The sequence below is a fragment of the uncultured Shewanella sp. genome (genome assembly GCF_947501665.1).
Classification (GTDB): Bacteria; Pseudomonadota; Gammaproteobacteria; order Enterobacterales; family Shewanellaceae; genus Shewanella.
On the sequence record NZ_CANMWS010000017.1, the window covers coordinates 50,407 to 63,619 of the forward strand.

A 13,213-nucleotide genomic window follows, 5' to 3' on the forward strand; every position below is an offset into this window, starting at 1 on the left:
ATATTATTAATTCGCTTGCTTTAGGCCTGTGCGAATAGTGAGGCCTTTGGTGTAATGCTGGTATAACATATAGGCAGTACAACTGAAAAATAGGGCAATATTTAATGCGCCAATCCATTCAATTTCTAAGAAATTTAATTGGAACAACAATGTCAGTCCTGACATTAATACCAAGTTAGCAATAAAGTATTTTGCTTTCCCTAAACGCTCGACAGTGAGGTTTAGGTTATCGGTATACAAGCGAATTAAAGAGTCGAGTGAGTTTATGACAAAAGTAATACCCACGACGACCATGGCAAGGTTATAAAACCCAGTTGTATCAAGACCATGAGTGCTATAGTAGTACAGAACGGTAAACCAAATGGCAATGGGAATAGATGGGAATATCATCATGGCACCCAGCACTTGATACGTTTTTAATCCACCGACAAAACGAGAGGTAAATTGGCCAATCATGATGCTCCAAGCAAACCACCACAGTAGATAAAACTCATGATAGTCATTGATGGGTAATACAAAGTGATTCAGGTTAGTAAAGTAGCCGCCAATCAGCCCAAAGGTACTGAAGAACTCACCCACGCTAGACTCTGGGGACAAAAATGCACCTGCCCACATGACAGCAATTAAACTTAAGAAAAGCCAGGTACTGCCTAAACTTAAAATACGCACGTAACGGAGACTGATACTGGAATAAACAGCTGCCGCAATAACCGCAAATACGATTAAATAAAAGGTGGCAACAATGGTACTGCCATCACCTATTTCGGGTAAGTACCAAGGTAAGTTTGATAATAACAAATACGCAGTAAAGGCACAGGTACCAATAATGACGACGTTATTAATAAATTTAACCCAAGCCAATTCAAAGAATTTGACTTTAGGTTCAATAATACAAAAATAGAAACAAGTGAGGAAATAAAATCCCCAAATTAAACATCCCCAAAAACCGAATTCGATGGCTAATGGATTAGTAAAGCCATATTCTGGGCTGGCCGCTAAATCTGCATATCCTGCAAACTCAGTAAGAGGGAACATGATTAAGCCCACATCTAAGCCTGATGTGAACAAGATAGCAATAAAAGTAAAGGTGCTAACGGGGTTTTTACCGACACATTTTATATTGCCCCAGCGATAAAGCACAAAAACAATGGCGATGAGGGTAAAAATAATGCCCATTGATAACCAAAGTGTCATTTAAGCCTCCGGTTTTGAGTAAGTTGAAGTAATATCAAGTGTGATCCCTTATTCGTTATTTATTAGTGGTAATTCAATATCAAATGATATCCTTCTATACCCAAACGACCTGACTACATCATTAAAGGTCGCTTGGGTATAGAAGTGAGTTAACGTTATCTTGGCCTTGTATCAATCAAAGCCAAACAGCATGAAGGTTAACTGCTGATAGTCATGGTTAAAGCCAAACCCGTTCAATGACCACATCTTGTGTGGTCAATGTTGTTTGGCGGGTAAAGCGATGCTTTTTATTATTATGAGGTTGAGCTTGTATTCCTCTTCGGTGCGTGAGTGCGCTGTTGCTCAGGCTTATCAGCAAGAATAACCGCGTGATTTTCTGCTTTAAGCATTGGGCGAGAAAGAATAAGATCCGCTGCCCGCTCAGCCAACATGATAGTAGGAGAGTTTAAGTTACCATTTGGAATACTTGGGAAAATCGATGAATCGACAACGCGTAACCCTTGTAATCCATGAACTTGGGTCTCAGGATTGACCACGGCCATTTCATCAATCCCCATTTTGCAAGAGCAAGACGGATGATACGCACTTTCCACGGCGCTTCTCACAAAGGTGTCAATTTCTTCGTCAGTTTGGACTTGTAAACCGGGTTGAATTTCTTCGCCGCGATATTCATCCAATGCAGGCTGATTAATGATCTCACGGGTTAATCTTACGCAAGCTCTAAAGCCATCAATATCCTCTTGATGCTCAAGATAATTAAATTGAATGCGAGGCGCAACCTTAGGATCCTTTGAGACCAAGTCTATGCTACCCCGGCTCTTGGGTTTGTTATGTCCAATATGCACTTGAAAACCATGACCGGCAAAGGCTTCTTTACCATCGTAGCGCATGGCTGCGGGTAAGAAATGATATTGCAGATCGGGCCACTCGAGATTTGCCTTTGAACGAATAAAGCCACAAGACTCAAAATGGTTGGTTGCCCCCAATCCACTTTTATTTAAAATCCAACGTGTGCCGATAAACAGTTTATTTAAAGGATCGAGCTTACCATTGAGTGAAATGGGTTTTAAGCACTTAAATTGAAAATAAAACTCAAGATGATCTTGTAGGTTTTGACCCACACCGGGTAAATCATGTACCAGATCAACACCAGCTTGTTTCAGTTTATTGGCATCGCCAATACCCGATAACTGTAAAATATGCGGTGAGCCAATAGAGCCTGCACTTAAGATCACTTCCTTTTGACAAAAGAGATCTTCTACTTGACCTTTACGTTCAACGCGCACGCCTTTGGCCGTTTTGCCATCTAACAGGACTTTATGCACTAAGGCATGAGTCACGACAGTTAAATTACTGCGTTTCATTGCCGGGCGTAAATAAGCATTTGCCGTCGACCAGCGTACGCCGTTTTTGACCGTCATATGCATCGGCCCAAAGCCTTCTTGCTGGGCACCGTTGTAATCTGAAGTGGCTAAGTAGCCCGCATCCACACCGGCATCAACAAAGGCTTGGTAGAGTGGGTTTTTCATCTCATTGCCATTGTTGACGGCAAGTGGACCCTTTTCTCCTCGGTAATCATCGGCGCCAAAGGCCCATGTTTCAGCTTTTTTAAAATACGGTAAACAATGGGCATAATCCCAGTTGGTCGCGCCGAGTTGTTGCCACTCATCAAAATCTCTGGCATGGCCACGCACATAAACCATACCATTAATGGATGAAGAGCCTCCTAAGACTTTACCGCGAGGGCAATGCATACGGCGATCATCCAAAAAGGGTTCTGGTTCGGTTTCAAATTGCCAAGCGTATTTAGCGGTATTCATTGGAATAGACAGGGCCGTTGGCATTTGTATAAAAATGCTTTTATCACTGCCACCGGTCTCCAATAGTAAGACTTGATTACTTGGATCTTCCGATAAACGATTGGCTAATACGCATCCTGCTGAGCCTGCACCGACAATAATATAGTCGTATTGGTGTTGATTATTTGAGCCTATCAAAACAGATCCTTAAAATGGACTTTCTAGGGATTGTAATCCCACATAAATGGCTTTTGTTTGGGTATAGTGTTTTAGCGTTTCGGTGCCATTTTCACGGCCTATACCTGATAACTTATATCCGCCAACTGGCATTTCGGCAGGGGATGCACCATACGCGTTTATCCAACAAATACCCGCTTGTAATTGATGGATCACTCTATGCGCACGAGTTATATCTTGAGTGAAGACACCAGCGGCTAAGCCCATTTTGGTATCGTTTGCACGTTCAATAACTTTGTCTTCATCGGTAAAGGTCAGTACAGACATCACTGGGCCAAAGATCTCTTCACGGCAAATGGTCATGTCATCGTGGCAATCAGTAAAAATGGTGGGGGCGACGAAATAGCCATTGGGCGCATTATCGGGTTGTAATGCTTTGCCGCCTGTCAATAAAGTGGCACCTTCTTCAATGCCTTTATTGATATAACCTAAGACTTTGTCTTGATGATCTTTTGAAATTAAGGCGCCAAAATTGGTGTCTGGATCCATAGGATCGCCACAAATAATATTGTCATTGGTTCTTTGCACCAGCTTTTCAATAAATTGTGGGTAGATATTTTCGTGTACAAAGACGCGAGTACCGTTTGTACAAATTTCACCTTGGGTGTAAAAATTGCCTAGCATGGCTGCTGATACGGCATTATCAAGATCGGCATCATCAAAGATAATGAGCGGTGATTTTCCGCCTAATTCCATGGTGACGTTTTTTAAGTTGCTGGCTGCAGAGGCCATGACTTTTTTACCCGTACCCACTTCACCAGTGAAAGAGACTTTGGCAATATCGGGGTGGCCTGTTAGCCACTGTCCAACTTTACCGTCGCCTAAAACGACGTTAAAAACCCCGTTAGGTAATCCCGCTTGAGTGAAAATTTCTGCCAGTTTCAATGCGCCTAAGGGCGTTTCCTCTGACGGTTTAAAGATCATGGCATTGCCCGCGGCAAGGGCAGGGGCGGATTTCCAGCAGGCGATCTGTAATGGATAATTCCATGCCCCTATGCCAGCACAAATCCCTAGAGGCTCTGGGCGGGTATAATAAAAGTCACCGCCAACTTGTTGCTGACTGCCTTCAAGGCCTGCCGCTATATTTGCAAAGAACTCAATCGCATCAGCACCAGTAACAACATCGACAACACTGGCTTCTTGCCAGGGTTTGCCGCTATCTTTTACTTCGATTTCGGCTAATGTATCGTTGTGCTCGCGTAATAAACTGACCGCTTTGAGAAGAATACGATTACGCTCAATGGCGCTCATTTGTGACCAAGTGGCAAAGCCTTTTTTCGCGCTGTCTATGGCTGCTTGTTGAACTTTTTCATCACTGGTATCGATATGATAAATAATGTCACCAGTAGCAGGATTGGTAACGGCAATAGGGTCACTTTTATCACTAGCTAGATATTGACCGTCAATATAACTGTAAAAATGCGGTAAGGTCATGATGCGCTCCGTACGACATGAAAGGAGTATGAGTCAATGGCATGATTGATATAATGGGCCATTTTGGATGTAAAAAAAGCGGGTAATAAAGTGAATAACCGACTTAATTGTTTTTTTTCTTTGTAAAAAAGAGCCATAAAACTAAATGTTAAAAATGGAGGCGTGTTTATATACCTAACGTTAGTGGCCGAAACAAGTGTTGTATTTTGCTCTGCATCAGGTATCCATTTTTTACTATAAGTAATACTTAAAACGGAACCTGTGTTAATTGTTTCATTTATGTTTTTTATCTGTTGCTTTTGTCGCAATTTTTTTGATGTCAATGGCATAAATAACTTCAATATAAAATGACAAATCTAACCACTAGGCCCTTTTAATGGAGCCGTATATTAATACTTAGAGTTCAAACTATCAACAAAAATAAAAGTCTTTGTCTAGACCAAATAGCGTCATATGCGTAAGCATTTCTTCTTTTAATAATGTTAACTTACTGGTTAGTATTGATTTAAGTTAATTTAGGAAATAGTTAGATGTGAAATTATTATTTAAATGTTTGTTTGAAATATAAGCTCTAAATAGGGGCGTTTTGACGATAAAAAGCCAAATTTACCGATGTAATGAGCAGTGTGGTGGCCGCTTTTTTGTAAAAAAATCGATAAATAAACGTATCTATTACTCGAATACAAGAGGGTCTATTATTAGCCCTAAACGGAAAATACTTTGCGCTGTTACAGGTATGGCAGAGAGAAAACGGAGTAACCTTAAGCCATTCCTTTAAGGTTACTCAATGCGTGTTTAATGTGTTTGCTTATTTTCTTGTGCTGTGACTAACAAGAACACAGGCAGAACACTGACATGAACACTGGGATTAAAACTGGTTCATCGTATTGTCTTTACCCGAGGCTTTGAGTGCCTGATCCCCAGAGAAATATTCTTTATGATCATCCCCCATGTCAGAACCTGCCATGTTTTGATGTTTCACACAGGCAATACCTTGGCGAATTTCTTTGCGCTGTACATTGGCCACATAGCCTAACATGCCCATTTCACCAAAATAATCTTTGGCTAAATTATCTGTCGACAATGCTGCAGTATGGTAGGTGGGCAGGGTGATCAAGTGATGGAAAATACCCGCTTCGCGAGCAGCATCGGCTTGGAAAGTACGAATTTTCTCATCGGCTTGACGGGCTAATTCACTGCTATCGTATTCTACATTCATTAAATCACTACGTTCATAGGCACTCATATTTTGGCCTGCGTCTTTCATTGAATCAAATACTTGCTGGCGGAAATTGAGGGTCCAATTGAATGACGGTGAATTATTGTAAACCAATTTAGCGTTAGGGACGGTTTCGCGAATAGCATTAACCATGGCACCAATTTGAGCGACATGCGGCTTTTCGGTTTCAATCCACAATAAATCGGCACCATTTTGAAGAGAGGTTATGCAATCGAGTACACACCTTTCTTCCCCTGTGCCTTGTCTGAATTTGAACAAACCATTAGGTAAACGTTTAGGTTTTACCAGCTTACCTTGTTGTTTAAAGACTATATCACCATTACTGATGTCATCAGCGCTGACTTCAGACACATCTAAGAAAGCATTATATTGCTCGCCTAAATCGCCAGGGGTATTGGTGACGGCAATTTTTTGCGTAAGACCTGCGCCTAATGAATCGGTACGGGCGACAATGACACCATTATCAATACCCAGTTCTAAAAAGGCATAGCGTACGGCGTTGATCTTGGCTAAAAACTCCACATGGGGGACCGTCACTTTACCGTCTTGATGACCACACTGTTTAACGTCTGAGACTTGGTTTTCTAATTGTATGCAACAAGCCCCCGCTTCAATCATTTGTTTGGCCATTAAATAGGTGGCTTCCTCATTACCAAAGCCTGCATCGATATCGGCAATAATGGGCACGACATGGGTTTCGAAATTATCAATTTTCGCCTGAATGGCCTGCTTTTCATTATCTTGAGCGTTATCGAGTTGACGAAACAGACCGCCGAGTTCTCTTGCATCGGCTTGACGTAAAAAGGTGTAAAGCTCTTTTATCAGTGACGCAACAGAGGTTTTTTCGTGCATGGATTGATCGGGCAATGGACCAAACTCAGAGCGCAGAGCAGCAACCATCCAACCAGATAAGTACAAGTAACGTCGTTTTGTTGTTAAAAGGTGCTTTTTAATTGAAATCATTTTCTGCTGACCAATAAAGCCATGCCAACAACCCAGAGATTGCGTATATTGCGATGAGTCCGCATCATAGTTGGCCATGTCTTCACGCATGATATCGGCGGTATACTGGGCAATATCTAAGCCCGTTTTAAAGCGGTTTTGCAGTCTCATACGGGCAGTGGACTCGGCATTGATTGCATTCCAGCTGTTCCCTTCAGCATTAATCAAGCTTGCAGCTTTATCTATCTGGTTTCTATAGTTCGACATAATAATTCCTTTTTAACAAATTGATTAGCAGCGTTTGATTACTTGTCAAATAGTAGTAATATTAGTCTAAATTAGTCTAATTTATAGTTTTTATTTTCGGTATTTATTTTATGAATATATCGCGTATTGATTTGAATTTATTGGTTTATTTAGATGTTTTGTTACGTGAAAAAAATGTTACACGGGCAGCTGATCAACTGGGGATAAGTCAGCCTGCCATGAGTAATGGGTTGAAAAGATTAAGAACTTTATTTAATGATCCGTTACTTATTCGCACTAGCCAAGGGATGACGCCCACGGAGCGGGCCACTGAGCTTGAACCGGCCATACGCTCTTTGCTTATTGAGCTTGAAAAGGCCGTCCAACCTCGAGCAGAATTTGATGCGACAAAGAGTCATCGAGTGTTTAGGATCATGGCCAGTGATTATGCCGAAGCCACTTTGTTGCCATTATTAATTGCTCGATTACGTAACGAAGCGCCCCATATCATTTTGGATATCATGACCCCCAGTGATGTAAATTTCCCCGACGTGGAGCAAGGCACTGTGGATATGGTCATTAATCGCTTTGACAGTATTCCGCAATCATTTCATCAAAAAGTGCTTTGGCGGGATGATTTTAGTTGTTTGATCAGTAAAACCAATCCTGTGCTCGAAGACTTTCATCTTGAAACGTATTTGGATGCGCACCATGTGTGGGTGAGCAAAACCGGAATGGGGGTGGGAGTGGGGATGGATCCTGAAGATGTACAGCGATTAGGCTGGGTGGATGAAGCCTTAACCCGAATCGGAAAGAAGCGCCGTATTACCGTGTTTACGCGTCATTACCAAGCGGCGTGCTCGTTGGCGGAGCGGCAAGACTTGATTGCGACAGTGCCCAGTAAAATGGCGCGTTTGCAACAAAGTAATCCTAATATGCAAATCGTTAAGCCGCCGTTTGATATTTTGCCCATTGAGCTCACCATGGCTTGGAGCCCGCTGCTGCAGCACAATCCCGGTCATCGCTGGATGCGAGAAATGCTCACCGAGACGGCCCATACTATTGATAAGGGGTAAAGGGGCTTGATGGCCATTTACAGGTATGGCCTTCAATAGTGTCTAGCTATATTGAGTTGAATTGCTGGTAGGGTTAGGTTGTGAGTTACACACTCACAGTGGGAAGATCTAGAATAGCGTCTAGCGATATTTGCATTTGATGGCTTATTGACGACCATAGCGATATTGGATTGAATTGCTGCCGCAGGCTTTTGTGTAGATACAAATACGAAACGCCGCAAGCACTTCCCTGTGGGCTCTGCTAAAACCTCCCTGTTTTAGCAGTTCGTTATTGCATCTACACGGGGTATTAAAGAGCAAAAGCAAAAATCACAAGCTAAAGAAGAGTGTTTCTTCGATTTGTGTACGTGTGTGGTTAGTCGGATCTTTATGGATATTGATAACAACTTCAATGTTTAAGAGCCAGTTCGGCATCGGTATAAACGGATTTATGAATGCCGTGGTAGCAGGGATGCTAAGGAACGGCGATGTCTCTCGTTCGAAACGTTTTATAAAGTAAAACCTCACCCTGCCGCAGACTTATGTGCAAGTAACTCTCGGGACGCTGTAGAACGATCTGATCTGCATGGATAGCAGGGAATGTCTTAAATTGTTGGGAACAACTTTGCATGATCGGTGACAGGGCCTTGGCAGCTTTACGGTTTCAAATGATACCCTTGTCTAAAGACCAGCCAAATATCCTTATTTGTCGCTCATCAAAGCCATATTTATGGCCTTCGCGCTCTTGTATTCATCATGACGCTCAATGGATGTTTATTTTTATCACCTGCGGTGAGTCTAAGGTCGTGGATTCCCATCCACACTGGGATTAGGAGGACTGCTCGTCCTTATCCTCCTAATAACCTCCATAACGCCCGACGGAGTGAAAAATACTGATTAGGTGCCTTGTTCTTATAAAATAAATGGCTAACATTTCCGATGCTACATCCCTATAGCCCGAAAATTAACCTGACATCCATGTCAGTCTTACACCATTTATTCAAACGAACTTCAGCCACTCCGATGGGGAGCTTAAAGCTAAAGCAGAGTGTTTCTTCGAATTGGAGTGTTGTTAGTGGTTTAGCTTGGTTTTTTCTTTTTAAGGGGAAGATAAACTTGTGAGTAATATCAAGTATTTCACCTTGTTCTTACTTGATTTTAAACAATTTGTTTACATAAGTAACGTTTAAGGGTATTTTCTTGGCAAGAGCGTGCTGTGCACTGGTTTAATAATAGTTAGTAGTCAGGAAGATTATTCTGCTGCTGTTGAATAAGCTGCTATATGTGCCTAGTGTGTAGGTATCACTTCAAAAACGGAATTCTAATATGAGTAAAAAATCAGAATTTGATGCTTCGGCGTCAATGTTAGGGTATTTGTACCAAATTAGATTCGGTTTATATCTCTCGTTGAAAAAACTCCCAGAAGTTGATGATCCTGAACAATTTAATATCTCGATAGAAACACTTGATGACGTAGCCTTTGATAATTATGGTTCGGCAATTGAATTGCTACAAACAAAGTATCATGGAGATTTAGGAAATTTAACAAACCGAAGTGCCGATATCTGGAAAACCATTCGGGTTTGGGTAGAAGCAGTGAAGAGTGGTGACGTAGTGTTGGGGCGGACAACGCTTACGCTAGTTACTACGCAGTCTTTACCTGAAAATACTCTTGCATATTATTTGAATCCTGAATCAGGAAGAGATACTGCTAAAGCCCTTGAACTTATGTTAGATATCAGTACAGAGGAAAATGCCACTAACGGGAAAGGATACACAGCGTTTCAATCATTAAGCGAAACACAAAAGAAGGCTTTTGTTAACGATATTTATGTCGTTGGCAAATCTGAGGATTTGATGCAAATAAGATCAAAAATATATAGGTACGGCCGGCAATATGTGGCCTCCGAGTGGGTTGAAGCATTTGTTGATCGTATAGAAGGTGTATGGTTTCAATGGTGTATTGAAGGGCTTAGTCAAGATCCATCAGGCGTAATTAACTTGGGGGATATTCAGGATCTTGCAGATAGGATTCGACCTGAATATACAGCCATTAATCTACCAGCAGAGTTCACCGATGCTCTTCCAGATATTCTTGAAATCGATCAAGATGCGAGGAGTTTTGTCCAACAATTACGTCTGTTCAATGCTCCTAATAGTATGGTGGAGCAAGCAATTGTGAATTACTTTCGAGCATTTGAACAGCGAACTAAGTGGGCATGTGACGGATTGGTGGAGCCTGGTGAATTGAGTGGTTTTGATCGTCAGTTATATGAACAATGGGTTGAACATCAATCGTTTATTGAGCTTAGTCATGAAATAAACTCTGAGAGAGATAAGCGCCTTTATTCTGCTGAGCTTTATCAAAAGTGCTTACAGGAAGGGGTTATTCCTATTAGGAAAAACTTTTTAGAAGCTTATGTTGCAAAAGGTAGTTATCACATTCTTTCCGAACAATTGAGAATAGGATGGCACCCTGACTATTTGGAGATGTTAGGCGGCGGTAGCAACGAGGACGTTGCATGATTTTTATGGATGATCAGTATTCACCTGAGGAGATAAACCTATATAACCCATCTTATGTTGGAGTCGTTCTCTATCAAGCCATTAGAGAATATCAAGCAAAGAGCCCGTCGGGTTTCCATTGTGGTTTAACATACATTGTCGTCCCTATGTCCATATCACCTAGATATTCGAAAATACTTCCTGTAACAGTGGCTACACCACTTGCTGGTTGGGTTTCGGAACATGAAGGAGAATTGATTGGGTTTGCGGGTGTGGTATCTGCTTATGCTGATATTGTAAATTCGGCAATAGCCTTTTTATTGGAACACCAAGCTATTTTGATGGATGACGACGGCCGGTATTTTTTAACAGAAATTACTTTCCCTCAAAAACCTAACTATGTAGTCAAAGATGCAAAATTTAAAGATAGTTTTTTGGCTGCGGGGTTACTTGGTCGTTGGTTTTCAGAAGCTTCAACTGTTGAAAGTGTCTATGCACAACTAGGAATACGACCATGACCATGCAGATTAGAACAATAACCTTGTACGGAAAGAATGGTGAGCGGCGAGACGTTGATTTTAATTTGGGTACCGTCAATATAATTACTGGGGCTTCAAAGCGTGGAAAAACGTCATTAATAGATATTGTTGAATACTGTTTGGGTGCGAGCGAATGCACAGTTAAAGAGGGGCATATACGTCAAACGGTTGATTGGTATGCGATACTGTTACAGTTTCCCGATTGCCAGCTTTTTATTGCTAGAGCTGCTCCATTGCTAGGGGCGAAAGCCAATTCTGCAGCACACATGGTGATTGCGAATGAAGTAACGATTCCAACGCGAAATGAAATTAGCAATAGTACCAATATTGATAGTATTGTTTCTTATCTAACCAGTAAAGTCGGTATTCCAGAGCAAATTACAGAAGTTCCTGAAGGTCAGACACGTCCCGAAGTTAAAATTAACTTTCGTCATTCCCGCTACTATCTTTTTCAGAGTCAAAATGAAATAGCAAACAATGAAGTTCTATTTCACCAGCAAGCCAAACCCCATATTCCGCAAAATATAAAAGATACGCTACCGTATTTTATTGGTGCGGCTGACGATGGGCGTTTAGCAGATATTAAGAAGCTGCGTTCTTTAAAACGTGAGCGAAGCCAGCTTGCTAAGCAGCTGGGTGAAATAGAGTCGTTGAAAGGCGATGGTCTACAAAAAGGATATGCATTATTAGCCGAGGGTGCTGAACTCGGGTTATATAACTCAAATGATTTAATTTCGAGTGATAAAGTTCTGGTTGCAGAGCTTACCAAGATAGCGAGATGGAAGCCGGAAGATATCGATTACGAGGATAGTACAGATCCATTGGTAAACTTAGAACGCGAATATCAGGAGCTGTTGCAAAAAAAGAATACTTTGAAATTTCGTTTAAGGGAGGCACAAGAATATGGCGCGTCTGAATCCGGATTCGAAAAAGCGGTAAATGCTCAGTTCTACAGACTAAATACAATTGGTCTATTTAAAAAATTCGGACGAACACATGAAAACTGTCCTGTATGTGAAAGCCAGAACGTCGGTGAATCTAAGTTTGAGGCAGTTATCAAAAAAGCTCTTTCTGATCTCGATAGTAAGTTGGATGGCATTAATCGAAGTAGACCAAGAATTACGGGCTACTTGACTCAATTAAGGGAAGAGCAGAGCCAAACTTTGAAGCATATTCGAAAAATTAAGTCAGCAATCAACAAAATAAGAGAGGAAGATGACGAACTAACTCGACAAGTTGACTTGGATATCTTACGTGCTCGCTTGGCAGGAAAAGCGTCATTATATGTAGAGAGTATTGATTGGAATCAAGACGTAAGCAGTTTGCATAATCAAATAAATATCTTGGATGAAAAAATTACTATTTTGTCAGAAAGGCTTGATCCCGAAGCTCTGAAGGAAAAATTAAACTCTCAGCTAAGTTACATTGCAGAGGATATGACAAATTGGGCACGAGAATTGAAGTTGGAGCACAGTGAAAATAGGATTAGATTGGATGCCAGCAAGCTTACAGTCGTCGCTGATACGCCACATGGGGTGATCCCGCTAAGTTATATGGGAAGTGGTGAAAATTGGGTTGGATATCATTTGGTTGCCTATTTTGCTCTTATAAAGTGGTTTATCGGACAATCTAGACCCGTCGGCAGGTTTTTGTTCATTGACCAGCCAACGCAGGTTTATTTCCCCGCAGAAAAATCTGATTCTGGAGATCTTTCGGAAATTGAAGAGGATGAGGATAGAGAAGCTGTAAGGAATATGTTCCGGTGGATGTTTGATAAGGTTCAAGCTTTAAGTCCTGATCTCCAAGTAATAATTACTGATCATGCAGATATCGATGAAGAGTGGTTTCAAGTGGCAGTTAGAGACCAAAAGTGGAGAGGTGATTTTGCCCTTATCCCTAAAAATTGGTATGAATAAGATCTAGATTTGCAATTAGGAAATAGTCGAAGATAATCCAAGCCAGCCATTGATAATCAATATGATAACTAGCTTAAGAAAGGTTCTTAATGATTAGAAGAGTAAA

Annotated in this window: 8 protein-coding genes; 4 read left to right on the forward strand and 4 right to left on the reverse strand. The window is 41.3% G+C overall.

What is annotated here, in order from left to right; translation table 11 throughout:
• Nucleotides 1-6: 6 nt before the first annotated feature.
• The 4 genes from Q0976_RS14155 to Q0976_RS14170 all read right to left on the reverse strand — a co-directional run bounded on the left by Q0976_RS14155 (nt 7) and on the right by Q0976_RS14170 (nt 7,113).
• Nucleotides 7-1,194 carry a BCCT family transporter gene (locus tag Q0976_RS14155; protein ID WP_299494496.1) on the reverse strand — a complete coding sequence of 396 codons (1,188 nt, stop codon included), beginning with the start codon at nt 1,192-1,194 and terminating at the stop codon, nt 7-9.
• Nucleotides 1,195-1,487: 293 nt separating this feature from the next.
• The gene (gene betA / locus Q0976_RS14160; protein WP_299494497.1) at nt 1,488-3,191 is read right to left on the reverse strand and encodes a choline dehydrogenase; all 1,704 of its coding nucleotides are present in this window, start codon (nt 3,189-3,191) and stop codon (nt 1,488-1,490) included.
• A gap of 9 nt (nt 3,192-3,200) precedes the next feature.
• Nucleotides 3,201-4,664: a betaine-aldehyde dehydrogenase gene (gene betB, locus Q0976_RS14165; protein WP_299494498.1), complete on the reverse strand. Its 1,464-nt coding sequence runs from the start codon at nt 4,662-4,664 to the stop codon at nt 3,201-3,203.
• Nucleotides 4,665-5,532: 868 nt separating this feature from the next.
• Entirely contained in the window at nt 5,533-7,113 is a 1,581-nt protein-coding gene (locus tag Q0976_RS14170; RefSeq protein WP_299494499.1) for an isocitrate lyase, read from the reverse strand.
• Between the two features lie 110 nt (nt 7,114-7,223).
• On the opposite strand from Q0976_RS14170, the gene Q0976_RS14175 reads away from it, so the two are divergent.
• The 4 genes from Q0976_RS14175 to Q0976_RS14190 all read left to right on the forward strand — a co-directional run bounded on the left by Q0976_RS14175 (nt 7,224) and on the right by Q0976_RS14190 (nt 13,107).
• A complete protein-coding gene (locus tag Q0976_RS14175; RefSeq protein ID WP_299494500.1) occupies nt 7,224-8,168 on the forward strand; it encodes a LysR family transcriptional regulator in 945 nt (314 codons plus the stop codon).
• Between the two features lie 1,305 nt (nt 8,169-9,473).
• The gene (locus tag Q0976_RS14180; protein WP_299494501.1) at nt 9,474-10,673 is read left to right on the forward strand and encodes an ABC-three component system protein; all 1,200 of its coding nucleotides are present in this window, start codon (nt 9,474-9,476) and stop codon (nt 10,671-10,673) included.
• Nucleotides 10,670-11,170 carry a three component ABC system middle component gene (locus Q0976_RS14185; protein ID WP_299494503.1) on the forward strand — a complete coding sequence of 167 codons (501 nt, stop codon included), beginning with the start codon at nt 10,670-10,672 and terminating at the stop codon, nt 11,168-11,170. The genes Q0976_RS14180 and Q0976_RS14185 overlap by 4 nt, the downstream gene beginning before the upstream one ends.
• Nucleotides 11,167-13,107 (forward strand): DUF3732 domain-containing protein, encoded by a 1,941-nt coding sequence (locus Q0976_RS14190; protein ID WP_299494504.1) that lies wholly within the window; start codon nt 11,167-11,169, stop codon nt 13,105-13,107. The genes Q0976_RS14185 and Q0976_RS14190 overlap by 4 nt, the downstream gene beginning before the upstream one ends.
• Nucleotides 13,108-13,213: the final 106 nt, after the last annotated feature.